The following is a 26,239-nucleotide window of genomic DNA, read 5'->3' on the forward strand; positions in this document are numbered from 1 at the left end:
ATTATTCAGCGTTAATTGTTTCGTCTTTAATGTTAAGTTCTTCTTTAATCCACTCGTAACCTTCTGCTTCAAGACGTTTTGCTAATTCTTCGCCACCTGATTTAACAACTCTACCTTGCATCATAACGTGTACAAAGTCAGGTGTAATATAGTTTAATAATCTTTGATAGTGAGTAATAATTAAACAACCAAAGTCTTCTCCACGCATTTTGTTAATACCTTTTGATACAACTTTTAATGCGTCAATATCTAAACCTGAGTCAATTTCATCTAAAATTGCAAATTTAGGTTCTAACATCATTAATTGAAGAATTTCGTTACGTTTCTTCTCACCGCCAGAGAAACCTTCGTTTAGGTATCTTTGAGCCATATCTTGGTCCATTTCTAATAGATCCATTTGTTTATCTAATTTCTTAATGAATTGCATTAAGTTAATTTCATCGCCTTCTTCACGTTTAGCATTAATTGCAGAACGTAAGAAATCAGCATTTGTTACACCAGAAATTTCTGATGGGTATTGCATAGCTAGGAATAAACCAGCTTGCGCACGCTCGTCAACTTCCATTTCTAATACATTTTCACCATCAAGAAGTACTTCACCTTGTGTTACTTCATAACTAGGATGGCCCATGATTGCAGATGATAAAGTTGATTTACCAGTACCGTTAGGTCCCATGATTGCGTGGATTTCACCTTGTTTAATAGTTAAATCTACACCTTTAAGAATTTTCTTACCTTCGATTTCTACGTGTAAATCTTTGATTTCTAATATTGATGCCATATTATTTTTCCCTCCAGAGAATTTATTCACATTTAAAAAAGATAACCCTACATTATCTTTTCTAGTTTATAATAATTTTAATGTAACGTCAAAGTTTGCTGTGAATCTTTACCCTTAATATTATAACGTAGTTACACGGGCAAATAAACATTTTCGCTTTATTTATATAGAAGAAACTGCTCATATAAACTATTTTTCTGAAATGTTTTTCAAATGATAATCATTTCAATTAATTCTCAATTTATAAATATTCTATTTCAACGTCTTCCGAATGCCTTTCTATCCAATATATACTATAATGATGATAAATAAATATGCAGTTTATGAAAGGAAAATTACATGAAACGCTATGAACAATTTGCATTCGTTATAAGTGCAATATGTGCATTTATACTTTTATTAAATTTAGTCAATGTTATTAATTTAAGTAGTCTCTTAAACACATTATTAACAGCTGCTACAATTGTTACAATCGCTACATTCAACGTTAGAAATTACAGATTTGTCGGTATCATTTTATATGCCATCGCCGTATTTATGCTCATCATTTATTTCTTTAACGGATATATTTAAGAATTGATTATCGCACGATATCTCTCAGTCTTCGTGCGTTATGCCCTAATTTTGTACCCTGGCGCACGATATCTACCAGTCTTCGTGCGTTATGCCCTTATTTTGTACCCTGGCGCACGATATCTACCAGTCTTCGTGCATCTTGACCATATTTTCATCTCTACTAAAACAAAAAGCAGTCGACTCTCCGTTTACAAAGGGAGATCGACTGCTTTTTATTAAATATTATTCATAAACTCGGTATGTTTGACCGGAATGAATACCTTCTACACTTTTCAAGTATGCTTTAGCGGCTTTTTTAGCTGGGACTGCTTGATAACCTTTAAAGAAATCACCATAATCTTCGAGTGCTTCTTCAATTACATTTGGACTTACATTATTAATTCTTAAATCGCGTTTTAATTCATATGCAGCTGATTTCACAAATGCTTGAATACCACCACCAGCCATAGCTGATGATACGCCACCTTTAATTGGTTCGTCCATAATCACACCAGTTGTTAAAGTGAAACTTCCGCCATCATTAATATAATGTTGTCCGATTAGTACTAAGTTGATTTGTCCAAGTAATTTACTCGTAACAGCAACTTCATTTGATTCAGGTGTTAAGTCAGATAAATCATCAAAATTCGCTGCACCTGCAGTAGAAACAACTGCATCTACATTTTGAATTTGTTCAAACATTAATTTAATATCTTCTACATTCGACATATCCATTTGATAGTCACCTGAGTTACGTCCAACTTTCACAACTTCATGTCCGTTTGACGAAAGTTCTTCTGCCACTGCTGAACCAATAGTACCATTAGCACCAACTAATATAATCTTCATAATTTACCACCTTTTCATTTAATTAAATAAATTTTAACTATAAATGAAAGCACACACAAACATAATGCCCAAAGATGAGTAATAATACAAAAAAACATCTAACCTTATGGCTAGATGTAATGTCTTATAAAATTATAGTTTGTGGTTCAGTATTATCATCATGATTGGCTATTGCTTTTATACAGTTTTTATCTTCTGAAATATACTTAACCCAATTTAAAGATTCTTGAGCATCTTTTCTATTAACTAAAACTCCGGGTAAAATATTTCTTTCCCATGATCTATTTGCATATCCAACATCAGATGCTAAAAGTACAAATTTATCTTGTCCCTCTTTTTTCACCAACGTTGCACATAACCCTTTACTATGTCCAGGACACCATACCATTTGTAACGTGCCATCTCCGAATAAATCAAATGAATATCCTTTAGGACCTATATTTGTGTAACTTAATTTAAAAGTAGATAAATCTACATCTTTCCATTCATGAGGAAGGTAATGCATTTTATCCGATTTAATCGCTTCATTTTCAGGTTCACTCAGTAATATTTTTTTAGCATTTTTTACATGTCTTAAACCATCCGCATGATCGCAATGCATGTGACTCATGAGCACATAATCAATATCATCAATTTCATAACCTAAGTTTCTTAATTGTTCATGAACAGCTTGACCTTTTGGAAGAGAAGCTTTATTCACAGGATACTGAAATAAAAGATTTTTCTTTTGATTAACTCTATTGTCAGTATGCCAACCTGTATCAATTAAAACTAACCCTTTAGGATGTTCAATTAAATAAACAGATACTGGTAAAGAAATTTGGTGCTTTTTATTCCTAAATAAACCAGTCCAAGCAATAGGATTTCTACTAGAAGTACTAAAAGGTAAAGCTTCATCTACAATAACAGTTCCAGTGTGTAGAACATGAATTTTTATATCATTTACCAATTTCATCACCTCACGTTTATATATCAAATATATCACATTATATTATTAAAGTTAGGTTTACAGCTAATACCATGTAGTTACTATAAGTAATTTTTCTCAAAGAGTTTTTCTACTCATAAATACAAAAAACATCTAACCATATGGCTAGATGTTTTTTAAATTTCTTACTTAGCTGCGATTACAGCTCCGTCGTATTTCTTGTTGATGAAGTCTTTAATTTCTTTAGATTGTAAGACTTTCATTAAAGCTTTAATTTGTTTGTCATCTTTATGACCTTTTTGAACTGCAATTAGGTTTGCGTATGGTGAATCTTTTCCTTCTACTGCAATTGAATCTTTAAGTGGATTTAATCCTTGTTCGATTGCAAAGTTAGAGTTGATGATTGTAGCATCACCTTCGTCTGCTTGATAAGATTTAGGTAAAAATTCTGCTGATTGTTTATTGTTGAATTTAATGTTTTTCTTGTTTTCTACGATGTCATCAAATGTTGCGTCAACTGGTTTAACACCGTCTTTGATTTTGATTAATCCTTCTTTAACGAAGAATGAGATGAATCTACCTTCTTCTGCTGGATTGTTTGATACATAAACTGTTGCATTTTTTGGTAAGTCAGATAATTTTTTGTATTTTTTAGAGTAAACTGCCATTGGCTCTAAATGTACGTTACCAGCTGATTCAATTTTATATCCTTTTTCTTTTGATTCAGTTTTTAAGTATGGTGTATGTTGGAAGAAGTTTGCATCAAGTTCACCTTTATCTAATAATTTGTTAGGTGTTGTGTAATCATTGATTGTCTTGATTTCTAAGTCATAACCTTCTTTTTTAAGAAGTGGTTTAGCTTCTTCTAAAATTTCAGCATGAGGTGCTGGTGATGCACCAATTTTAATTGTTTCATTCTTTTCTTTCTTGTCGCCACTACCGCCACCACAAGCTACTAGCACGACTGTTAAAATTGAAATAAATAATAACCCAAATACTTTTTTCATTTAAAACACTCCTTAACGTTTATCAATTCTTTTTACAATTAAATCTCCAATAAATTGGATAACAAAAACAATAATTAAAATAAAGATTGTTGAAATTAAAATGACGTCATTTTGATTTCGTGTAAATCCAGTTAGGTAAGCTAAGTTACCTAAACCACCTGCACCAATTACACCGGCTATAGCAGTTGATCCAACTAAAGCAATAGCTGTAACTGTGATTCCCGATACTAAAGCAGGTAATGATTCTTTTATTAATACTTTTCGAACGACTGTCCAAGTAGTAGCACCCATTGAAACTGCCGCTTCAATAACACCTTTATCAATTTCTTTCATGCCGATTTCAACAAGTCGTGCATAAAATGGTGATGCACCAATAATCAATGCTGGTAAAGCGCCTTTAGGTCCACTAATTGTACCTAGTAAGATGTCCGTAAAAGGTAGTAATAATAATATTAAAATGATAAATGGAATAGCTCTAAATAGGTTCACGACAAATGAAACGATTGAATAGAACACACGTGAACTTTTAGATGTTCCTCTTGATGTTAAAAATAGTAAAGTTCCTAAGATTAATCCAAATACTAAAGTAAATACTGTAGAAATAATCGTCATATATAACGTTTCATACAATGCTTCCCATACAGCATCCCATCGTACGTTAGGCATCGTGACCATTTCTGTTATGATATCTCCAAATGATTTATTCACCTACGTTCACCTCTACTTTCACGCCTAGATTATTCAATTCTTGCTTAATTGCTTCTTTAGAATAATCTCCTTGAGGTAAATGAACGATCATATGTCCAAATGTACCGTTTTGAGTTAATTTAACGTCACCTTCGATAACATTAATATCGATATTATAAGTTTTTATAATTTTCGCTAATACTGGATCAGAACTTGTTCCACCAACGAAGTTTAACTTCCAAATTTCACCATTTGGTTGTTCTTTCTTAAAGTCTTGTAAAGTTCTTTGTAAATCATCTGCTTTAAGATCATCTTTAACAAATCGTTGTGTAACATATGTTTGAGGGTTATTAAATACGTTAATAACTTCACCCTCTTCAACAAACTTACCGTTCTCCATGACTGCTACATGATCACAAATTTTTCTAATGACATGCATTTCATGTGTAATCAGTATGATTGTTAAATCCAGTTCTTTATTAATATCTACTAATAAATCTAATATTTCATCAGTAGTTTGCGGATCGAGTGCACTTGTTGCTTCGTCACATAATAAGACATGCGGGTCATTAGCTAGTGCACGGGCAATACCTACTCTTTGTTTTTGCCCTCCTGATAGTTGTGAAGGATAGGCATTTTCGCGTCCTTCTAAACCAACTCTTTTAATGAGTGCTTTTGTTCTCTCATTAATTTCACTTTTAGATACACCAGCGATTTCTAATGGAAATGCGATGTTATCTTTAACTGTTCTAGACCAAAGTAAGTTGAAATGTTGGAAAATCATGCTTACTTTTTGTCTTTTCAATCTAAGGTCTTGCTTCGATAATTGTCCGATGTTCGCACCGTCAACAATTACCTCTCCCTCAGTAGGTGTTTCTAGGCCGTTAAACATACGTATAAGTGTACTTTTACCTGCACCAGAAAATCCAATTACACCATATATACTTCCTTTATCTATTTTTAAGTCAACATGGTCAACAGCTGTTATGTCACCTTTTTTTGTTTTGAAAGTTTTAACAACTTTATTTAACTCGATCAAATCTGTTGCCTCCTAATCTCTAAATTAAAAACGCCTCACTCTTAAAATAAGAGAAAGGCGTCAAAAATTTGTCTTTCTCTCATCTCCAAAAGTTAACACTTTTTGTGAATTGGCACCATTTCATATTTATATGACGGTTGCCGGGCTTCAAAGGGCACATCCCTCCACCACTCTTGATAAGAGTTATTACGTATTTAATTAAATTCATACTATCATGATAAGTTTTTATCGTCAATAACTTTTTGAATATTCTCTAATATATACGGAACAGACTGAAAGGCATAGATTCGACGGATAACTTGATCTTTATGCATGATAAAAAGTACGGGTACTGACATGATTTCAAATTCTTTACAGAATTCTGGATAAAAATTTAAGTCACACTTATTAATAGGTAATTGTGATACTTCGTTTGCAATATCTAACATGCGTTCTGATATTTTGCACGTTCCACATGTTGGCGTATATCCAAATAATAAATGGATATCTTTATCAAAATGCTTGTATATATCGTTCAATATTTCTGTGTGTTTCATGGTAACGATACTTCCCTTTCAATACAAAATCATTCTTAACTATAAATCCATGATAGTTTAACACATTCGCTAAATATTGTCTTGGACAGCGCGCTACTTCAGAAAATGTAGAATCAATATAAATATGCTGGCTTTCACTCGCATATTTCTTAAACCATTTTCTAATTTTCTTACCTTCCTTATCTTGATCTACTAAGACATATACTTGAGAACCGTATATCTCTTCTAGTAGCTCATCCATTTTTTCGACACCCATCGTTCCATGGGTACAAATGATATGAACATGATCATTTAATACTTCTTCCACTCGTTTTTTATCAGAAATACCTTCTACGATTATAATCTTTTTAATCATCGCCATGAATATCACCTTCTACAAATGAGATAGTATTACTGTTCAGTTTCATGATAAATATTTCAAAAAAACTCCATGACACATCAGTATCGTGGAGTTTAATGTTATGTTATTCACCTATCATTTCGCTATAAGCGTCTGCATCTAATAATTCATCTAATTGAGCTTTATCAGATAGTTCAACTTTGACCATCCAAGCTTTATCATATGATGATTCATTAACAAACTCAGGGCTGTCTTCTAGTTCTTCGTTTACTTCAACGACTTTACCAGATAGTGGTGCATATAGTTCAGAAACTGTTTTAACAGATTCTACACTACCGAATGAATCTCCACTAGTTAATTCGTCACCTTCTTCTGGCAACTCAACAAACACGATGTCCCCTAATTCTGATTGAGCAAAATCAGTAATACCGATTGTTACGATATCTCCATCTACTTTTACCCATTCATGTTCTTTTGAATATTTTAACTCACTAGGCACTGTCAAAGTAATCCCCTCCTATATGTAATTCAATTATAATCATGACATAAAGCCATTATTCAAGCAACTATTTTTATAACCAAGTTTGACGATATTCGTCTTCTTTAAATCCAAGTGTCACTTTATTTCCTAAAACGGCTAAAGGTCTTTTAATTAACATGCCATCAGATGCTAATAAATCAAACTTTTCGTTGTCTGATAAATCATCCATTTTATCTTTTAATCCCAATTCGCGATATTTAGCGCCTCGAGTATTAAATAATTGATTAACATTTATGTCTGTCCCATCAATGATATCTTTTAATTCTTTAGCTGTTGGTGTTAATTGAGTAATATCAATCGGTTCAAAACTGGCACCGTTCATTTCTAAGAACTTTGCTGCTTTTTTACAAGTTGTACAATTAGGATATTGATAAAATTTTATCATGTCTTTACCTCCATATGTCTATTTAATTTTATTATAACAATATTAGTACAGAACATGTAGTAATGAGTTAAATATTTTTTTAAATATTAGAAATAAGATATACTTACCTTATAATCATTATTTCTAAGGAGCAGAATAAATATGAGAACAATAAGTCAATATGCTGAATTTGAAGAAATTACACAAAGCGATGAACCAGTTGTCGTTAAATTCTTCGCAGACTGGTGTCCAGATTGCACAAGAATGAATCAATGGATTGATCCAATCATCGATGAATACAATCAATACAATTGGTATCAAATCAATCGTGACCAAGTTCCTGAAGCAGCAACTGAAAATGATGTAATGGGTATCCCAAGTTTATTAGTATTTAAAAACAACGAAAAACTTGCACACTTACATTCAGCAAACGCAAAAACACCAGAAGATGTTAAAGCGTTCTTAGCTGAGAACTTAAAATAATCATATTAAAACCCACAATTGAGTATAAGAACTCAGTTGTGGGTTTCGTTATTACCACTCAGTGATTAATGATCTATTTTTTCTTTCGGCCGCTTTTACACTTGAATCTTTTTCAGTTAAATATAAAAATCCACATACATCTTCATCATCCTGAGCGCCGACTGTTTTTCTAAATGATGGATTAAATATAAATGCAGGTGTTTTCCAACATGAACCCATTCCCTCATCATGCATCAATAACATTAAATTCTGTACAAATGCGCCAATTGCCATTTGATTTTCAAGATTTTCTTTTTGTCTTGAGTCTCTTTTTGACAAGATGACAAACATGCCACCAACTTTAGTCACTTTATTGATATATTTTTCTTGTTTAGCTGGATCGTTAACAAATGCTGATTGTGCTACTTCTTCTGCAAATTCAGGAATTTGTTTTTTATTGATATACACAAGTCTCCAAGGTTCTCTCATACCATGGTTTGGTGCGTATGTTGCTAAATCAACTAAAGAAAATACTTTTTCTTCGTCTATATACATATCATAATCATATTTTTTGACGCTTCTTCTTTCTTCAATCGCTTTCTTTAATTCCATTATTTACACTCCTAATTCATTGATAATTATTATCAATTGTATCATAAAATAAAGAAGCGAGATAGAAATCTAGAATTATCCTGAAGATTTCTACACTCGCTTCATCATTATTATGCTTAATAATGTGATTAATTTTGATATAAAGCTAACTGTTCTTTAATATCTTTAACATGAATTTGACCTGGTGCCGCTTCTTTACCTACGAAACCATAAGTAAATTTAGATCCAAACATACCACCAGTTATTCTTGTCATCTTACCTAGTTCACCCATAGATATACCAATTACATCAATATCTAACTTATGAAAAGCTCTATTCATAGCATTTAACATCGATAATAAATGACGTTCGTTCTGTGGCATCACAGCTAATTTACCAATATCTGCACCTAACTCTGCCATTTTCTCATATGTGACAAACATTTCTTCAACGTCAGGTGTTGATTTAAAGTCATGATGTGAAATAATAATTTTCACATCATTATGCTGAGCTTTCGTAATGCAATTCATAAGATTATCTTCATACGTATCGAGTTGAATATCGACGTATTCAGCTTTTTTGTTACATATAATATCTTGCATGATTTTGTAATAAGTTTCATGATCAAAGTCACCATGACCACCTTGCCCTACTGAACGATAAGTGAACAGAATTGGCGCATCATAATATGCACTTTTAAATTTCTCTAATGTTTCATTAATGTTTTCAATTGAAGTATTTTTTAAAGTATCTGCTCTAAATTCAACAATATCTATTGAATCCTTATGAGCATTGAGTTCTTGCACTGTTTTTTCAATATCATCTTGAGTTTCTAATGAAATCGTTGCAACGATATACGGAAACGCTTTCTTTTGTCCATCAGTCATAGTCATTCCTCCAATATGCTTCTATTTTCATTTTACATGAGTCGAGGACTTTTTTCTATGAAACGATGCATGATGATTCAAGAAATCTATTACTTAAATCAATGTGTGCTTACTACTTCACAATTAATACAGGAATTTTAGCTCTTTTAGCGACTTTATGGCTGACACTTCCTAATACCATTTTATCTGTGTCTTCTGCTTTTCTATTACTCAACACAACGATATCAAAATCACCACTATTTGCTCTATGCACTAATTCTGTTTTAGGATTCCCTTTCGCAAATTCAATTTTATATTGAATGTTTTGTTCATGGAAATAATCTAAGACATGTTTCATAGCTTCTTGGCGTTTTTCTTGAATTTCATCTAAATGAACACCCATTCTTACTGAAGCTTGAAGGTCTTTATCAGCGACAACATTCAGTAATGTAACCTGAGAACCTTCTCCTACGAGGTGATTAATTTGTTCTAAAACCTTTTGATTTTTCATTTCTGTATCAATGCCAAACAAAATATTTTTATACATATTTATCACTCCTTTATTACTATATTACCCCCTTTTGCATAAAATTTACAAACATTCATATTCTACAAAATCATTAAATATTAAAGTACTATAAATTTTTTATAAATTTAATAATAAGCCTAGATTTATTTCCCAGTTTACTATAAACTAAAAATAATTAATAAATAACACAATTGTTTATCAATAGTTGAAAACTTTCACACAAGAATTTCGATTAAGTGGAAACAATAATTTTTTATTAAAATAAAGTAATGAATAAGGGGGAAATATTATGGCTAATTCTAATCAATCAGATCAGAATCCTTTTAATCAGAACACCTCAGAACAACAAAATAATCCATTTAACGAAACAAATGGTAACAATCAGCAACAACAATCGGGAGACGGCAATGGCTCTAGTATGAAACCTTGGTTATTCGGCTGTGGTGGATGTTTAGTTATATTCATTATTTTAGCTGTTATTTTAGGTGCATGCGCTGCTGGTCCAATTAAAGACCAAATCGATGAGTTCACAAACAAAACTGAAGATAATTCTACTGAAGAAAACTCAACAGAAGAAGAAACAACTGAGGAGTCTACTGAGGAAGAAACGACTGAAGAGTCTACTACTGAAGAATCTACAACTGAAGAAAAAACAGATGAAGATGATAATGATTCATCTATCATCGATAGACAAACATCAGTTGGTAACGGGATTAGTGCAATCGGTACAAAGATTACAGTTGAAAGAGCAGAATTTGTTACTCCACCATCTGACGGAACTAAACCTTTAAAAGATAAAATATTAAAAGTTAACTACAAACTTGAAAATATTAATAACTCTAGCTTAATCGTTGGAGATGCTAACTTCGGTGTTACTGCTGATGGAAGCAGAGTTTCAAAATACTATGGTATGAATGACAAAAATGATGGATTCTCATTCAGTCTAAAACCTGGAGAATCTGATACTGGTTATGTATACTACGATGTTCCTGAAGCGGATCAATATGACGTACAATTACAATTACGTTCATCTGATAAACGTTACAAAATGAAATGGGAAATCGATAAAGACGATGTAAAGTAAATAAAAAGCCATTAGACAGTCAACGTGTCTAATGGCTTTTCTTATGCTTTAAATAAATTAGAAAATGTATTATTTCTTAAATTTATCGATTACTTCGTTCGCTTTATCTTTAACATTTTCTACTGCTTCTTTAGCTTTACCTGAAGCTTTATCTTTTTTACCTTCAGTTTCTAAGTCTTTGTTATCTGTTGCATTACCAACTGTTTCTTTAATATTACCTTTTGCTTGTTCGAATTTGCTTTCGTCTGCCATTTTATATCACCCTTCATTAAACTTTATTGAATGATTGACCATTCATATATGTTTTACCCTGTAAAAGGATTTTTAAACATCTCACTTCATGATTTTTTGAAAATTTTACCAATAGATATATGATCGATAAAACTATATATACACATACCTATTATAATGAGTGCTACACCTACCATACTTAAACCATTTGGTAACGGTAAGCCTAGGAGAATCATTTCACCAATAATGGCAAATACAACTTCCAAAGATTGCGTCGCTTCAACGGCTGCTAATTGTTCTTGGTTATCATTCACAATATTTGTAGCATAGAAAAATAGAATTGTTGCGATGATGCCCGAAAATAGTGCGACGATAAATGCTTGTACAACTTGACTAGAAGAAGGTAATCCTTCTTTAAGTACACCAACAATAAAAATGACTACCCAAATAGGCAATGTGACTAACGTCATACCAAATACACGTTCAATTGTACCGAGCTCACCGTTCACAACTTGCATCATTTTTCTATTTCCTAAAGGATAACTAAAGGCTGCAATTAAAATCGGTAAGAAACCTAATAAAAATAAATTCATTTTAATTTCACTTGCTTGAGGAATTTGGATAATGATAATACCGATAAACATAATGCTTGAAATCAATAATGAACGCCATGGAATTTTATGTCTAACGATTGTTTCTTTACCATTTATAACAACTGTTTCTACAAATAATGGCGCGAGAATCATACCGCAAATAATTGTTATTTGCCAAGTACCTGAAATCAACCACCCTGGGCTATACTCTGCTGAAAAAGTTATCGGTACATAAAATAATACAAACCCAACTGCACTCCATATGAACCAAGCCTTTTTCTCTTGTTGAATATGCTTTAAAACAAACTTTGTTCTACCTTTGATGAGTACAAACAAATATAAAAATGGCAGCATAAAAATAAAACGTAAAGAGGAACTAAAATACCAACTTCCACCATCATTAGCCATCATATGATTAACGACAAATGTAACTGCAAAAAATAAAGCTGCCAAGACACCTATTAATATTGCTTTCATGTTGTGACCTCTCTTATTTTGATAATGTATATTATTTCATATTTCCGACAATTTATATATGAAAATTTATAATTTATAAATGATTTAAAAAACAATATACGGGTAAATAGATAATATACTTTAAAGGAGGTATTTTTTTATGGCAACTCATTATGAAACAAAAGCTACAAACACAGGTGGACGTAAAGGTCATGTTTACACTGACGATAAAGCAATCGATGTAGATGTATTACCACCACAACAAGCAGATGGTAATGCCACTAATCCAGAACAACTTTTCGCAGCAGGCTACGCTTCATGCTTCAACGGTGCTTTTGATTTAATTTTAAAACAAAACAAAGTTCGTGATGCTGAACCAGAAGTTACGTTAACAGTTCGTTTAGTAGATGACGAAAATGCTGAAAGTCCTAAATTAGAAGTAGATATTGCCGCTAAAGTAAAAAACGTATCTCAAGAAGACGCAGAGAAATATTTAAAAGCAGCGCATGATTTCTGCCCATACTCTAAAGCAACACGTGGAAATATTGACGTGAATTTAGAAGTAGAAGCTGTTTAATTGAATATAAGTCACATAAATAAGGACTGAGACAAATTTTGTCTCAGTCCTTATTTTTTTATGATTTATTTGGTTCTTCGTGATTCCACCATAATGCATCTTTCGGATTTTCATAAACTTCTTGTAAGTCTTCTTTATTATCAACATTAGGATATGATCCTCTTAATGATTTATTAGACGTTGTCTTAAACATAAATAAGAAAATGACAAGTCCAACGACATTAATCAATGTTAAATAATAAGATGGTGCAATTTTTTGACCAGTTGTTTCGACTAACGTTGTTAAAATAAATGGTGTTAAACCACCAAATATCGCTGCGCCAATATTGTAAACAAGTGATAATGTTCTTAATCTCACTTTTGTATAGAAAATACTTGGTAATACAGATGGCATAACGCCTTCAAATGTAGACATAAACAGTGCAATGATAAATAGTCCTAAAATAACAATCGGTATTGAAGGAATACTCATTAACCAGAAGGCTAATACTGAGAATAAACTAAATCCTATTAATCCAAATAAAATGGTATTTTTATTTCCAACTTTATCACTGTACCAACCAAAGAAGAATACTGCTGGTATCATTGCTGCCATCGTTAACGTACTCAATATACTACTCATCGTACCACCTAAATCTAAAGTGCCATTTAAAAATGACGGCATATATGATAATACCATGTAATTAGCAACGTTTAAGAAAGCTACACCTGCGAAACAAACAATGATATCTCTCCAATATTTTCTGAAGATATCTTTATAAGAGTATTCAAGCTCTTCTTGCTCTTCAAGTGTTGTTTCATAAGCTGGACTTTCATCCAAATTATTTCTCAAATAGACACCTATAATACCAAGTGGTGCAGCTATAATGAATGGGATTCTCCAGCCCCAAGCTGCCATTTGATCATCACTCAATAGAGCATACATAATACCTACTAATGCAGCGGCTAAAATACTACCTGATAAAGTACCAATTTCAAGTCCGCTACCAAGTCTACCTCTCGTCTTATCTGGTGAAATTTCTGCAATATAAGTCATTGCACCGGCATACTCACCACCAGTAGAGAATGATTGAATCATTCTAATAATTAATAATAAAATTGGTGCCCAAATACCGATTTGGTGTTGTGTCGGTAATAGTCCTAAAGCAAGTGTAGATAAAGCCATCATAATAATTGTAGTTGAAAGGACAACTTTACGACCATGTTTATCTCCTAAATGACTAAAGAATATACCACCAATCGGTCTTACTATAAATGCAAAAGCAAATACCGCAAATGTTGATGCAAGCTGAATTTCTTTTGGCATATTACCAAAGAAATTCATACTGATAATGACGGCTAGTTGAGCGTATAGACCGAAGTCAAACCACTCAATCGCATTACCAATACCTGTTGCAACGACCGTTTTTTTCGTTTTACTGGCGTCGACAACATTAACGTTCTTTCTTTTAAATTTCATAATTATAAACACTCCCCATTTTGTCTATATAATCATATAACCTAATAAAATGGTTTTAATCAGAAAATTCACTATTTTATGAGTTGAACAGTGTTGAGCCCTATCATTATGCAATTTAAAATTTTAATTTTTTCATAAAAAAACTTCATTCAGCTCGCTATTTTATCCTAACGACACTGAATGAAGTGCTTATTTGTTATATTTTTTTAGCTAAATCTGTCATGTAATCAAAGAATCCATCTCTATCAACATCATTAATGATATTAATCATTCTTCCTTCATCACTTTTGAATGTTCTACCTTGACTAGGTCCATCTGTAATGACAGATACTTTATGTGATTCTTTCTTAACGAGTTCAGGTTTCCCAACATAAGCTGTTGTTAATACATCCCATAAGAAATAAGTTGAATTTGTTACAAAATGCGTTAATGGAGGCACAAGCGCATAACATATACCTAAGAAATCAACACCTTCATATTGTCTTTCATTCGCCCATCGTTTACGTACGTCTGGTGTTAAAGGTACTTTATTCGTGCTTTCTAATGCTACAATATCAATCGGTAATTGCGTATCAAAAACAGTCTTTACTGCTTCTGGATCCCAAAAAGCATTCCATTCAGCTGTACCATCATGTTCAGGTTCTTCAACATTACCTTTATTCAACAATGTACCACCCATCCATACAACTCTTTCAATACGACTTTCAATTCTTGGTTCAACTTTCAAACTTTTAGCTAAATCTGTTAACGGTCCCGTAAACAGCATTGTTACCTTTTCAGAACTATTCATTACCTTTTCAATGATATCTTCATATGCTTCTTTTTCAGAAATTGTAGAATTTACTTCAACATCTTCATTTAACATTGGCATCGCATCTACAAAGAAGGCATGCATTCTCCAATCTTTAGGAAATGGATTTTTCCCTCTTTCTTTCGAAGCTGCGACATTTAGTTTTTGTGATGAAAATCGATTAATGATTTTACAAGAAGCGTTTGTTGCCGGTTCTACATAGCTATCTGCACCAATTGCACTTACACCTATCAAATTAACATCTTCCATTTGTAATAATAAAAATAATGAAATTAAATCATCTACGCCACCATCATGGTTGAAATATACAGTCGTCATTTGGTTACCTCTTTCTTATGTTACGCATAAATTGTTCATTTGATTAACTAACGTTCTTTTTGTTCATTTGAATTATTTTGAGATTGTCTTTGCTCTGTTGATCTTTCTTTTGCTTTTTGTGCTGCATCTTGAGCTGCACGATCTTTCTCTCTTTGTGCCTCTTGATCTCTTTGTTGTTGCTGTTGTTTTTCACGTTCAGCTGCTGCTTGTTCATCACGTTTTTTCTGCTCTGCTGCTGCTTTTTCGTCAGCTTCTTGTTGTTTTTGTTCAGCTTCTTCAGCTTTTTTATCCGCTTCTTCTTGACGTTTTTCTTCTTCCTCTTTAGCTGCCTTTTCTTCTTCAGCTTTCTTCTCTGCTGCTTCTTTATCTGCTTTTTCTTTAGCCTCTTTATCCGCTTCTTCTTGTTTACGTTTTTTCTCAGCTTCAGCTTTTTTCTTCTCTTCATCCGCGTTATTGTTAGGTTGTTGAACCGTTCTTTGCTCATAAGTTGGCGCTTCTTGAGTCGAATTGATTTCTTCAGTTGGATTCTCTTTAGGCGTATTATCTTTAATATCCTTATCATTTATACGCCAATTAGCATTATACGTTTTCTTAGAAGTTTCATAATTCATTTTAACATCATATTTATCAGCGTCCGCTACATCATAGTATAAATAACTTGATTTGCTGTCATCTTTATCAAGTTGATGTTGGAATCCACCTTTATTATCTTTCATACCATTAAATTGCGGTTGTACCGCTCCACCAATAGTTAGTTGAAAATTAGAATTATCGATTAATTTTTTATCTTTTTCTAAATTTTTGAACTTATAAGTGACTTTAAGAATTTTGCCATTTTGTGAATAAGAATAACCGTCATCAGGTTGAACAACTTCTGCTTTCGTAACGGTCACTTCTAGACCATCAACAATAATTTTATCACCTAGTTTGATATTTTTTAATTCTTTTTTAGGTGTGTCGGAAACATGTTTAACAGCTTTAGGCTTATCTTCCTTAAATAATTGTTTATATGAATATTCTTTATCGAATGACAGACTGACAAATATACATACAAAACTAATCACACCAATTACAAATAGTAAAATTGTGCTCACTAAATAGCTACTATACTGTTTTTCTTTAGCATATTTAACGACTGTAATAATCAAAGTCGTTATAAAGGCAATCGAAATAACAACCCATAATAACGCAAAAAGTAGACTACTCATTTTTTCTCTCCTCTACAAATGATTAATAATTTCATCATAGCATGAATTATTCAAAATAATAGTACAAAATCAAATAATTATTAACTATAATTGACCTATTTATATATGGCTTCACTTAAAAAAACAGGTTAAAAAATAAATTCAAAACCTGTTTATGTAATACCTTTATTTTTCTAATTTTTCAAAAGTTATTTCATATAAATCTTTATCATCCATATTCACAAAATCATCGATGGATATTCTATATTCATTGGAAGATCGTTTTTTAGAAACTTGACCATCATACTTCAACTCAATTGTCATATTCGTTTCAAAATAGTGATTGTCGATTGTCTTCTTAAATTCATTAAAGACTTTTTGGTTAAGAGGAATTAAATAGAATTGATTATTAGGTAAAATATTAATATGTTTACGTTGTATCACTTCATCGCCATTTAACTTTAAGACGACTTCAATATTTTTAGCAGAACCGCCGCCTAAATTTAATAGCTTAAAAGCCGTATTTAAATATTCATGATCAGACGAAGTTAAATTCATCACTTTAATACCACTTTGTTTCTTCTCCAATATAATCTGATCAAAAGATAAATAAGGTATAAATGATATTTTAATTTGGCGAATTTGAATCATGACGGATATAAAATATAGAATCGCCATAATAAAGGTCCCTATAGAACCAATCGCTTGAATAATATTAATCATGCGCTCACCTCACAATATAACCTTGTCCTAAATTATACCCATTTGTATAGGTGTAAATCATAGATTTATAATCTTCAAGCTTTCTCTAACAATCCGCCGTGGAAACAATAATATTTCTCAGCATTTAAATCTTTAATTTTCTTTAAGGAATTTTCTGCGTCTTCTAAATTCATACTATATTCAGGATTTGCTACGTTTAAAGTCTCTCCTTCTTTCACAGCAGCATCTCCAGTAATGACGCTATTGACTGATTGTATATATAAAGAAATATGCCCTGACGTATGTCCTGGTGTCGCAATAACTTCCACTTCATTATTTAATATGAGCGCCCCATTTGTAACTTCTACATCAACATCGACATGCTCTAATTCCTTTAGCATATTAACAAATTCTTCACCATATGGTTTTTCATCTTCTGACATTTCATTTAACAAATCTTCAGCTTGAATCAATCTTTCTGATTTAGCATGTCCACCTATATATTTAGCTTCTACAAAGCTACTTATAATTTGTGTATTAGGATATTTATCTTTAAAAGCTTTTAACGCACCGATGTGGTCATCATCATAATGTGTAATAATAATATTTTTCAAATTTTCTATATTGTAATTTAATCGCTTAATTTCTCGTTCAATCTTATCCATGAAACCTGTATAACCTGTATCAACGAGTGTCAATTCTTCATCTTGGATGATAAGTGTAGGATGTATTTCGTAGTTATCTCCTTCATAATCAAAATTTATATTTAACTGTTCTACTTTAATAGGCATAAAAGTTCTCCTTTATAAAATGACGTATATTTATATACATTTAAGGTAATTATATGACATTTTAGTCATTTAATCATAAAATATTATTTGTACGACTTTTGATTAAATAGAATCTAATTTTCACAGGAGGTTACTTATGGTTCCAAAACATATTGTTTCAGCTGCTTGTATTGTCTTAAATGACGAAGATAAAATATTACTCATAAAAGGTCCTAAACGTGGCTGGGAAATGCCTGGAGGTCAAGTTGAATTGGGCGAACCTTTATATGATGCGGCAATTCGCGAAGTTAAAGAAGAATCTGGTGCTGATATCGAAATTATAAGATTTTGTGGTATTTTCCAAAATACGAAAAGTTCTATCGTCAACACGTTATTTTTAGCGCGTTATACAGGTGGCACACTTCAAACAAGTGACGAAAGTTTAGAGGTAGGCTTTTTTACTTATGATGAAGTTATGAATATGGTTACTCGACAAACATTCAAAGAAAGGTTCGAGTACTGTTTAAATCGTACTGAACCTTTTGTTGTTTCATTTTAATATTCTTCTTTTAAAATACTATAAATCAATGAATCTCTGTAGCCATCTTTAAGCTTAATATCTTGTCTTAAGATGGCTTCATGTTTCATACCTAGCTTTTGTAGTACAATTTCAGATGCTGTATTACGAATATCTGTTGATGCCCAAATTCTATTAAGTTTCAATACTTTAAAACCATATTTAATAATCGTTCTACCAATATCCGTTGCGATGCCGTTACCCCAATAATCAGGATGAATGATATAACCAAGTTCTCCACTTTTATTTTTCGTATCACATACTAATTGCACTGCGCCAATGACTTTATCATGTTCTGCATCTACTATGACGTTGTACATCCAGTTCTCATCTCGATTTAATAACATCTCAACAAATGCTTCTGTTTCTTCATATGTTTGCGGCTCCCATGCTTGATATTGACTCACTTCAGGTAAAGCATTATATGCATGAATATCTTCTATATCTGATCGTTTCAAATCCCTAGTATAGTAATCCATTTAAAATCCTCCAATGATGATATGTAATTTAATGATTGGGAATATCTTATCATAATTTTCAAACTATACAAAACTATTCTTATAAGAATACTCAACTTTATAAAAAAATAAAGTGCTAGGACATTGAATCATGCCCTAGCAATATATAAATTATCTATCTAATTTTACATGTTTGTACTCTTTCGTACCTACGTAATGAATGATACGACCGTGAACTTCTTTTTTTGTTAATCTTGCTTTACCTTTTTGATAAAGCGGGATAACCATTGCATCATTCAATAACATTTCTTCTCCTCTAGCGAGTTCTTTCCATCTCTTGTCTGGATCTTGAAGTAATGAAGATTTACCTTCGTTGATAATTTTGTCGTATTCAGGGTTACTATATCCCGTTTCACCTTTAGTTGTTTCACTATGGAATAAATCTAAAAACGTCATTGGATCTGGATAATCTGGTCCCCAACCTGTAATTGCTACATCATAATCACCTTTTTTAGTCAGTGCTATTTTCTGTTTGTTCGGTTGTTGTTTAATCGACATTGTTACACCAGGTAAATGTTTTTCAACTTGTTCTTTAAAATACTCTGCATCTTTTTTAGCATTATCTTGATCAAATGTTAAAAATTCTATATCTATTTTATCTTTACCTAATGCTTTTTTAGCTTTTTTCAATGAAGCTTGTGCTTGTTTAACATCATACGTATAAGGTGCATTGACTAACTTGTTATAATCTTCTTTTTTCTCATTAGTAAATACTTTTTCAGGTGTAAATGTATCTATCGGTTTCGAACCATCATTTAAATTATGTTCTACGTAAGATTTTTTATCGATTGCTTGAGCGAGCGCAGCACGTAAATCTTTATTTTGTAAGTCTTTATTCGTTTGCGTATTAATTTGAATATAATAAGTAGCAGATTCTAAATTCGTATCAAAGCCTTCTTTATCTTTGTTAGATTCGACGTTTTGAGAACTTAATTCTGTTGTATCCACTTTATCATTATTATATAAATTGAGTGCCGTTTGTTCGTCTTTAATGACTCTATAATTAATGCCTTTAAGTGAGACATGATCTTTATCCCAATAATGTTTGTTTTTCTTAAGCGAGTAATTATCTTCAACTTTCCAACTCTTCATTACAAACGGTCCACTATATAACGTCTTATCAACAGTCGTTCCATACTTACTGCCTTGCTTTTTAACAAACTTTTCATTCAATGGCATGAATGTTCCAAACGTTAATAGCTCTTTATAATAAGGTAACTCTTGATTGAGCGTTAACTGTAAAGTATGGTCATCAATTGCTTTCACACCTAATTCTTCAGGTTTTTTCTCACTTTTGTTAATCGCTTCAGCATTTTTAATATCATACATGATGTATGCATATTCTGATGCCGTCTTTGGATCTACAACCCTTCTCCATGAATAAACGAAATCATGCGCAGTAATAGGATCTCCATTAGACCATTTCGCGTCTTTTCTTAAATTAAATGTCCAAGTCTTCCCATCATTTGATTTTTTAGGATCACCAGTTGCGATTGCTGGTTCTGCTTTATCATCTTTGTCCAAACGATATAACCCCTCTTGTGTCGCATTCATTACTTCAAAAGCACCAGCTTCAACAGCCAAACTAGAATCTAATGTCGTTAAATCAGACGGTGCAATTAAACGTAGCGTATCCTTTGAATCACCACTCGCACCATCACTATCCCCGCCACTACTACAACCAGCTAAAAATAACGCTAACACTAATACATAAATCCCCACTTTATAAATATTTTTCATCAAATCAATCCCCTTTTCTTGTTTGATAATGTTTAATTGTGTTTATTCTATCATAATATTTTGAATATTCAATTGATTATGTTCGATTAATTTAATATAGCAACAATAACGAACTGTTACGTAGTGTGTAGAAGCGGAGAAAATGAAAAAAGCTGAATCGTCTTATGGACAATTCAGCTTTTTACAATTTTCGGGCCGATAAATTATTTTATCGACCTGGTAATCCCGTTTTCGGGTCGCTATTTTTTTATCGGACTGGTAATCTCGTTTCTGGACCGATAATTATTTTTATCGGTCCATATTTTTCATTTCTGGACCGATAATTTTTCGTATCGGTCCATATTTCTTATTTCTGGACCGGTAATTTATTTTATCCGTCTATATTTCTCATTTCTGGACCGGTAAATTTTTTTATCGGTCCATATTTCTCGATCCATTCTCTTCACTCTATTTCATATCTCATCATGTCTTCATCATAATAATCTTTTCCATCTAATATTGCATTAGGTTCAGTAGCATATTTGTCAAATCCGACTTTATTATAAAATTCTACTGCGCGTTGATTATTAGAAAGGACACTTAAATCAATATATTTTAAACCTGTTAACTTGGATGCTTCAATAATCAATTTATTGACTACTTTCTCAGCAATACCTGTACCTCGATAATCAGGATGACAATACATCGCCACTAAATTTCCTTTATGATGCATCTTCTTAACCGCTTCTCTATAAAAAGTAGCTACACAAACTAGGTTATCATCTTCAAAACCACCTATTGTAAATTTTGTATCACTACATTCTAATCGCTGTTCAAATTTATTAACTGGATAGTTTATTTCAATATCATATAAAGACGCAAATGCAGATGGATCTGTCTGCAAACTTAGTAACCTAAGACTTCTAAATGCATTTACATCATTTTTATTTAGTAACCTTACTTCCATCCCACCACTCCTTTATTTTCCTTTATACCACCTGATTGCTTGTTGTTCTAAATTTTTAACATATGATTTTTTTGCTTTACTATAACTAGCTGTTTCATTATATTCTTCAGCTAATTTTGCTTTATAGTTACTATATTCTATAGCCATTTCTCTATTTTCTCTTAGATAATCTCGTAATATTAAATGTCTGTCTATTTCAGGGTTACTTTGTTCATAAATATGTATATGATGTGTTCGATTAATTCCTCCCTTTCGAATGAGTCTTCTTCCTTTTATTCCCCATTCTCCAGCCAAATCGTAACCTCTACTCAAAAACTCATCATCAAATAAATCAATTTTTTCTATATTATTTACAATTACCATCATATCTATAACTGGTTTTGCTTTCATACCTTCAATTGATGTACTACCAAAGTGTTCAAACCTAATAACTTCATCTTCTAATATAGATTTAATTATTCTACATTCTTCTAAATACATATTTCTCCAATCTTTATTAAAATCACTCAACCTTACTTCCATCCCACCACTCCTTATTCACTAAAGTAATACACGTTGCCTTCTCCGTCGTAATTATCTAGTTCTGGGTTATGTTTGAATTCTAATTTTTCTGCTGTCTTTATTGAAGGTGTGTTTTCTTTTTTAGTTAATGCTACGATTTTATATTGGTTATTTGTTAATTCTTTGACGTGCTCGATTATTTTTCTACTTGCTTCTGATACGAGTCCTTGTTTTGTTTCTGCAGCTTCAATTCGATAGTAAATATTCAAATATGTTTGTCCTAATATTTCTTTATACTGCAACCCACATACGCCAAACGGGAGATAGTGATCTTTCTTAATCAAGACGTAATATCCAAATCCATGGTCTTCATAATGTTTAATCCATTGATCTAATGTTTCTCTAAAAGCTTCTATTGTTGTTGCTGGACCTGCTGGGTTGTATTTTTGATTTGCAGGATCATGATGGACTTCAAATAATTTTTCAAGATATGTATATGCTGGGGGTACGAGTTTAATTCTTTCCGTTTCTAATATCATTGTAATGACTCCTTTTTAGTTACAATTTAGTTATTTAATATCATAACATTAAGCATCTCATATTGGGAGGTCGTAGATATTTTTATGCATACAAAAAAGCATGAGCAGTTACTTATGCTCATGCTTTTAACTTATACTGTTGATAGTTGCCATTGGTAAGGTTCTTTTAACTTTGTCCAATCTGCATCGATTTCTTCTGAATTCAATAAGCATTGATCTAATGCTTTTGTAATTTCTTCTTTATTTAAGTCACTACCGATAATGACAAATTGTGTTTCTCTGTCGCCATATTCTGGATCCCAATCAGCTTTAATTTCTGGTCTAGATGCAAAGATTTCTTGTTTCGCTTCTTCTTTCATTGCATCAACCCAGAATGTAATTGGATGAATATTTACAAAAGAACCTGCCTGAGAAAATAGACATGCTACGTGATTATATTGAGCTAACCACACGATACCTTTAGCTCTTATAATATTCGTTGGCATATTTTCCATCCATTGATTAAATCTTTCTGCATGAAATGGCAGTCTTCTCTTGTAGACAAATGATGATATACCATATTCTTCAGTTTCTGGCGTATGATGCGCATGACCACCTTCTGTTAGTTCTTTAATCCACCCAGCTGATTGACTTGCATCTTCAAAATTAAATAAACCTGTATTGAGCACTTCTTGAAGCGGCACTTCTGCATAACTCGTCTTGATAAATTTCGCTTTAGGCTGTAATTTTTTCAAAACGATTTCCAATTGCTTTAAATCCTTTTCGTCTACTAAATCAGCTTTATTTAATATAAGTACATCACAAAATTCAATTTGGTCAATCAACAAGTCTGAAATAGAACGTTCATCCTCTTCACTGACACCTTGGTCTCTATCTTTCAACAAATCCTCAGAATACATATCATGTACAAATCTATGTGCATCTACAACTGTAACCATCGTATCTAAACGACATATACTAGTTAAATCAATGCCTAATTCATCATCTATATATGAGAAAGTTTGGGCAACAGGTACCGGCTCTGAAATACCAGTTGATTCTATTACGATTTGATCGACATCTCCTCGTTTAGCTATCTTTTCGACTTCTATTAATAAGTCTTCTCTTAAAGTACAGCAAATACAGCCATTCGATAATTCTACTAATTTTTCGTCAGTTCGTGAAATACCTCCGCCTTGTATGACTAAATCTTTATCTATATTAATTTCACTCATATCATTTACAATGACTGCAATTTTTAATCCTTCTCTATTTTTCAAAATATTATTGAGCAGTGTTGTCTTTCCAGATCCTAAATAACCACTCAACACTGTAACTGGTATTTTATTCAACACATTTCCCCTACCTTCTATCTATTTATCCCATATAAACAAAAAATCTTACCAACTTGATTTTTTCAATCCAGGTATTTGACCTTTATGTGCGTATTCTCTTAAAGCAATTCTAGACATACCGAATTTTCTATATACACCTCTAGGTCTGCCAGTCACTTGGCATCTACGCGTAATACGTGTAGGAGAAGCGTCTCTCGGTAATTTTTTCAAACCTTCGTAATCTTTATTAGCTTTTAATTCTTCACGTTTTTCACGGTATTTTTCAACCATTTGAATTCTTTTTTGTTCTTTTGCTATTTTTGACTTCTTCGCCATTTTATATACTCCTTTTACATTTAAAATTTTTGAAATAAATCATTAGATATAAAGAGTGAGACGGCAATTGAAGTCTCACTCTTTTGAAATCGTATATTAAGTAAGTAAAGTAGCCATCTCATTTCCGGAGGTAAATCGTAATGACTACGTTTTAACTATAATACATGAATTTTTATTTGGCAAGAGCAAATTTTTATTTTTCATTTAGAATTGATAATGACAATCGAAAAAATAGAGCCTAAGACAACGTAATGTGTCTTAGACTCTGCTTATCTCTATTCAACTTTCCATACATTAAATCCATGTAATTGGCTGTTTGCATCATATTTCAAATCTTCTTTACCATAAAAAGTATAGCTCTCGCCTTCTTCAAGTTTTTTATGATCATAATCTATAATATAATATGACACTTTATCGTCCCCACTACCTTTTGTAACTTCAACGATTTTATCACCAGCTTCACTATGGCTAATTTTCTCAACCTTAGCATTTGTGATTTTTAACAATTCGTTATGGCTATATGTTTCATTATTATACTTGTCATAATTAATCTCTTTAGAATGGTTCATTTTTTTCTGAACATATTCATTCGCTTGTGCTTCTGCTACGTGATCATCGAACTTAATTTTTGAATGATTATCTTGGACAGGTTCAGTTGAAACAATTCCAACAGCACAACCTAAAGTTAAAAAGAATAATATAATGGTACTTAGCAACGGAATCCTGAACCTAGTATCTCTAATCGCTTTAACAACCGTCGTGCCTAACATCACAATAAAAGCTATTAATACTACAACTCCAATAACGCTAAATATAAAACTTTCCATTTTCATTACTCCCTTGATTTATTCACTATCATATTTGTACATAATAGAACATCTCAGCTAATATTTCATCTATTTTGTTTCAGTTTTCGAAATAAATCAATATTATGCTAAAGTATGAAAGCGTTAACCTGGTTGCTATAAAAAGGATAGGTGAATTTTAAATTTTTTTGTTGAAAAGTCTTTGTTATTCTTTAAAATTAATATCTTCCAACACTTTTTCCACCGCTTCTTCTTGTAATTATTAGTATGATTGGTCTCTTGCTACTATTGTTTGATATTCAAATCTAATCAATACATAATCAGTATTACCAAGTACTGATTTAAATCTCGGATGCCAGTTATTTTCTTCACCCATATATTTATGGAATAATTTTTTTATAATCTTATTATCTGCCTTTTCTAAGTATGCATTACCTCTAAATCCTATATGCTTAACAATTCCTTTTGTTACATCATATTCTACAATGCCTATTGCACATTTCCCATTTTCTTCTATTCTCTTTGGAAAAGAATCCGTCTTATAGTTTCCAATAAACCATAATGATTTATTATCCCAAATGAACCATACTGGAGATTCTCTTGGCTCACATTTTTCTACAGTAGATAAATGGGCAAATAAAGGTTTCGACAACACTTCTTCACATAATAATCTTTGTTGCTCTGTCAAACTATCCATTAT

34 protein-coding genes and 1 riboswitch are annotated in these 26,239 nt (G+C 31.9%); of the genes, 5 read left to right on the forward strand and 29 right to left on the reverse strand.

All coding sequences use genetic code 11. From position 1 onward, the window contains the following. Position 1: 1 nt before the first annotated feature. On the reverse strand, positions 2-781 hold the full coding sequence (sufC, locus tag LQ677_RS03095; protein ID WP_025904375.1) for a Fe-S cluster assembly ATPase SufC: 780 nt from the start codon (positions 779-781) through the stop codon (positions 2-4). A gap of 339 nt (positions 782-1,120) precedes the next feature. Here sufC and LQ677_RS03100 point away from each other — a divergent pair, with 339 nt between their 5' ends. Further along, on the forward strand, positions 1,121-1,354 hold the full coding sequence (locus tag LQ677_RS03100; protein ID WP_025904374.1) for a hypothetical protein: 234 nt from the start codon (positions 1,121-1,123) through the stop codon (positions 1,352-1,354). A 225-nt stretch (positions 1,355-1,579) separates the two neighbouring features. On the opposite strand, the gene LQ677_RS03105 is transcribed toward LQ677_RS03100, so the two are convergent. The 9 genes from LQ677_RS03105 to LQ677_RS03145 form a co-directional block, all read right to left on the reverse strand. Beyond that, positions 1,580-2,185: a short chain dehydrogenase gene (locus tag LQ677_RS03105; protein WP_037588815.1), complete on the reverse strand. Its 606-nt coding sequence runs from the start codon at positions 2,183-2,185 to the stop codon at positions 1,580-1,582. Positions 2,186-2,309: 124 nt separating this feature from the next. After that, positions 2,310-3,140, reverse strand: coding sequence for an N-acyl homoserine lactonase family protein (locus tag LQ677_RS03110; RefSeq protein WP_191836566.1), 831 nt, complete (start codon positions 3,138-3,140; stop codon positions 2,310-2,312). Between the two features lie 158 nt (positions 3,141-3,298). Further along, complete coding sequence (locus tag LQ677_RS03115; protein ID WP_037588813.1) at positions 3,299-4,120, reverse strand: MetQ/NlpA family ABC transporter substrate-binding protein; 822 nt, start codon at positions 4,118-4,120, stop codon at positions 3,299-3,301. Between the two features lie 12 nt (positions 4,121-4,132). Then, entirely contained in the window at positions 4,133-4,828 is a 696-nt protein-coding gene (locus LQ677_RS03120; RefSeq protein WP_025904371.1) for a methionine ABC transporter permease, read from the reverse strand. Further along, complete coding sequence (locus LQ677_RS03125) at positions 4,821-5,846, reverse strand: methionine ABC transporter ATP-binding protein (RefSeq protein WP_037588812.1); 1,026 nt, start codon at positions 5,844-5,846, stop codon at positions 4,821-4,823. Before LQ677_RS03125 ends, LQ677_RS03120 begins: the two co-directional genes overlap by 8 nt. A gap of 76 nt (positions 5,847-5,922) precedes the next feature. Further along, positions 5,923-6,029: riboswitch (SAM riboswitch) on the reverse strand. Positions 6,030-6,058: 29 nt separating this feature from the next. Beyond that, complete coding sequence (locus LQ677_RS03130) at positions 6,059-6,382, reverse strand: thioredoxin family protein (RefSeq protein ID WP_025904369.1); 324 nt, start codon at positions 6,380-6,382, stop codon at positions 6,059-6,061. Further along, positions 6,339-6,743 carry a toprim domain-containing protein gene (locus LQ677_RS03135; RefSeq protein ID WP_025904368.1) on the reverse strand — a complete coding sequence of 135 codons (405 nt, stop codon included), beginning with the start codon at positions 6,741-6,743 and terminating at the stop codon, positions 6,339-6,341. The genes LQ677_RS03130 and LQ677_RS03135 overlap by 44 nt, the downstream gene beginning before the upstream one ends. Before the next feature lie 103 nt (positions 6,744-6,846). Continuing rightward, the gene (gene gcvH / locus LQ677_RS03140) at positions 6,847-7,227 is read right to left on the reverse strand and encodes a glycine cleavage system protein GcvH (RefSeq protein ID WP_025904367.1); all 381 of its coding nucleotides are present in this window, start codon (positions 7,225-7,227) and stop codon (positions 6,847-6,849) included. 67 nt (positions 7,228-7,294) lie between these two features. Beyond that, positions 7,295-7,648, reverse strand: a complete 354-nt coding sequence (locus LQ677_RS03145) for an arsenate reductase family protein (protein WP_025904366.1) — start codon at positions 7,646-7,648, stop codon at positions 7,295-7,297. A 141-nt stretch (positions 7,649-7,789) separates the two neighbouring features. Between LQ677_RS03145 and LQ677_RS03150 the strand changes: the two genes are divergently transcribed. Continuing rightward, a complete protein-coding gene (locus LQ677_RS03150) occupies positions 7,790-8,110 on the forward strand; it encodes a thioredoxin family protein (protein ID WP_037588811.1) in 321 nt (106 codons plus the stop codon). A 51-nt stretch (positions 8,111-8,161) separates the two neighbouring features. On the opposite strand, the gene LQ677_RS03155 is transcribed toward LQ677_RS03150, so the two are convergent. From LQ677_RS03155 to LQ677_RS03165, 3 genes are all read right to left on the reverse strand, one after another. Continuing rightward, a complete protein-coding gene (locus tag LQ677_RS03155; RefSeq protein WP_191836565.1) occupies positions 8,162-8,701 on the reverse strand; it encodes a nitroreductase family protein in 540 nt (179 codons plus the stop codon). A 128-nt stretch (positions 8,702-8,829) separates the two neighbouring features. Beyond that, the gene (gene aroD, locus LQ677_RS03160; protein ID WP_191836564.1) at positions 8,830-9,567 is read right to left on the reverse strand and encodes a type I 3-dehydroquinate dehydratase; all 738 of its coding nucleotides are present in this window, start codon (positions 9,565-9,567) and stop codon (positions 8,830-8,832) included. A gap of 112 nt (positions 9,568-9,679) precedes the next feature. Next, positions 9,680-10,093: a universal stress protein gene (locus tag LQ677_RS03165; protein WP_025904362.1), complete on the reverse strand. Its 414-nt coding sequence runs from the start codon at positions 10,091-10,093 to the stop codon at positions 9,680-9,682. Positions 10,094-10,364: 271 nt separating this feature from the next. On the opposite strand from LQ677_RS03165, the gene LQ677_RS03170 reads away from it, so the two are divergent. Next, the gene (locus tag LQ677_RS03170; RefSeq protein WP_126476607.1) at positions 10,365-11,159 is read left to right on the forward strand and encodes a DUF4352 domain-containing protein; all 795 of its coding nucleotides are present in this window, start codon (positions 10,365-10,367) and stop codon (positions 11,157-11,159) included. 69 nt (positions 11,160-11,228) lie between these two features. Here the strand turns inward: LQ677_RS03170 and LQ677_RS03175 are convergent, their stop codons facing one another. Together LQ677_RS03175 and LQ677_RS03180 are read right to left on the reverse strand one after the other, a co-directional pair. Continuing rightward, positions 11,229-11,411: a CsbD family protein gene (locus LQ677_RS03175; RefSeq protein WP_037588806.1), complete on the reverse strand. Its 183-nt coding sequence runs from the start codon at positions 11,409-11,411 to the stop codon at positions 11,229-11,231. An 86-nt stretch (positions 11,412-11,497) separates the two neighbouring features. Continuing rightward, positions 11,498-12,460 carry a DMT family transporter gene (locus LQ677_RS03180; RefSeq protein WP_196308010.1) on the reverse strand — a complete coding sequence of 321 codons (963 nt, stop codon included), beginning with the start codon at positions 12,458-12,460 and terminating at the stop codon, positions 11,498-11,500. 139 nt (positions 12,461-12,599) lie between these two features. On the opposite strand from LQ677_RS03180, the gene LQ677_RS03185 reads away from it, so the two are divergent. Continuing rightward, positions 12,600-13,016 (forward strand): organic hydroperoxide resistance protein, encoded by a 417-nt coding sequence (locus tag LQ677_RS03185; protein WP_025904358.1) that lies wholly within the window; start codon positions 12,600-12,602, stop codon positions 13,014-13,016. Between the two features lie 58 nt (positions 13,017-13,074). On the opposite strand, the gene LQ677_RS03190 is transcribed toward LQ677_RS03185, so the two are convergent. The 5 genes from LQ677_RS03190 to LQ677_RS03210 form a co-directional block, all read right to left on the reverse strand. After that, positions 13,075-14,475, reverse strand: coding sequence for an MFS transporter (locus tag LQ677_RS03190; protein ID WP_037588804.1), 1,401 nt, complete (start codon positions 14,473-14,475; stop codon positions 13,075-13,077). Positions 14,476-14,671: 196 nt separating this feature from the next. Next, entirely contained in the window at positions 14,672-15,604 is a 933-nt protein-coding gene (locus tag LQ677_RS03195) for a nucleoside hydrolase (protein ID WP_025904356.1), read from the reverse strand. A 47-nt stretch (positions 15,605-15,651) separates the two neighbouring features. Further along, entirely contained in the window at positions 15,652-16,812 is a 1,161-nt protein-coding gene (locus LQ677_RS03200; protein WP_191836560.1) for a DUF4352 domain-containing protein, read from the reverse strand. Between the two features lie 165 nt (positions 16,813-16,977). Next, positions 16,978-17,514 carry a hypothetical protein gene (locus LQ677_RS03205; protein ID WP_191836559.1) on the reverse strand — a complete coding sequence of 179 codons (537 nt, stop codon included), beginning with the start codon at positions 17,512-17,514 and terminating at the stop codon, positions 16,978-16,980. Positions 17,515-17,588: 74 nt separating this feature from the next. Beyond that, positions 17,589-18,278: an MBL fold metallo-hydrolase gene (locus LQ677_RS03210; RefSeq protein ID WP_196308012.1), complete on the reverse strand. Its 690-nt coding sequence runs from the start codon at positions 18,276-18,278 to the stop codon at positions 17,589-17,591. A 142-nt stretch (positions 18,279-18,420) separates the two neighbouring features. On the opposite strand from LQ677_RS03210, the gene LQ677_RS03215 reads away from it, so the two are divergent. Then, positions 18,421-18,822, forward strand: coding sequence for an NUDIX hydrolase (locus tag LQ677_RS03215; RefSeq protein WP_025904352.1), 402 nt, complete (start codon positions 18,421-18,423; stop codon positions 18,820-18,822). Here the strand turns inward: LQ677_RS03215 and LQ677_RS03220 are convergent. The 9 genes from LQ677_RS03220 to LQ677_RS03260 form a co-directional block, all read right to left on the reverse strand. Further along, on the reverse strand, positions 18,819-19,319 hold the full coding sequence (locus LQ677_RS03220; RefSeq protein ID WP_103361536.1) for a GNAT family N-acetyltransferase: 501 nt from the start codon (positions 19,317-19,319) through the stop codon (positions 18,819-18,821). The two genes, LQ677_RS03215 and LQ677_RS03220, sit on opposite strands and share 4 nt — an antisense overlap. Positions 19,320-19,469: 150 nt before the next feature. Next, the gene (locus tag LQ677_RS03225; protein ID WP_191836558.1) at positions 19,470-21,098 is read right to left on the reverse strand and encodes a peptide ABC transporter substrate-binding protein; all 1,629 of its coding nucleotides are present in this window, start codon (positions 21,096-21,098) and stop codon (positions 19,470-19,472) included. 442 nt (positions 21,099-21,540) lie between these two features. Then, complete coding sequence (locus LQ677_RS03230; RefSeq protein WP_191836557.1) at positions 21,541-22,044, reverse strand: GNAT family N-acetyltransferase; 504 nt, start codon at positions 22,042-22,044, stop codon at positions 21,541-21,543. A gap of 12 nt (positions 22,045-22,056) precedes the next feature. Next, positions 22,057-22,566, reverse strand: a complete 510-nt coding sequence (locus LQ677_RS03235) for a GrpB family protein (protein WP_191836556.1) — start codon at positions 22,564-22,566, stop codon at positions 22,057-22,059. Between the two features lie 11 nt (positions 22,567-22,577). Beyond that, a complete protein-coding gene (locus LQ677_RS03240; protein WP_191836555.1) occupies positions 22,578-23,084 on the reverse strand; it encodes a GNAT family N-acetyltransferase in 507 nt (168 codons plus the stop codon). A gap of 131 nt (positions 23,085-23,215) precedes the next feature. Continuing rightward, positions 23,216-24,415 carry a GTP-binding protein gene (locus tag LQ677_RS03245; RefSeq protein ID WP_239748097.1) on the reverse strand — a complete coding sequence of 400 codons (1,200 nt, stop codon included), beginning with the start codon at positions 24,413-24,415 and terminating at the stop codon, positions 23,216-23,218. A gap of 48 nt (positions 24,416-24,463) precedes the next feature. After that, the gene (rpsN, locus tag LQ677_RS03250; RefSeq protein WP_025904347.1) at positions 24,464-24,733 is read right to left on the reverse strand and encodes a 30S ribosomal protein S14; all 270 of its coding nucleotides are present in this window, start codon (positions 24,731-24,733) and stop codon (positions 24,464-24,466) included. Between the two features lie 275 nt (positions 24,734-25,008). After that, entirely contained in the window at positions 25,009-25,560 is a 552-nt protein-coding gene (locus LQ677_RS03255; protein WP_103361532.1) for a hypothetical protein, read from the reverse strand. Positions 25,561-25,801: 241 nt separating this feature from the next. Beyond that, positions 25,802-26,236 carry a pyridoxamine 5'-phosphate oxidase family protein gene (locus tag LQ677_RS03260; RefSeq protein ID WP_159315275.1) on the reverse strand — a complete coding sequence of 145 codons (435 nt, stop codon included), beginning with the start codon at positions 26,234-26,236 and terminating at the stop codon, positions 25,802-25,804. Positions 26,237-26,239: the final 3 nt, after the last annotated feature.

It is taken from the genome of Mammaliicoccus sp. Q-M61 (assembly GCF_022386055.1).
In the GTDB taxonomy this organism is placed as follows: Bacteria; Bacillota; Bacilli; order Staphylococcales; family Staphylococcaceae; genus Mammaliicoccus; species Mammaliicoccus sciuri_A.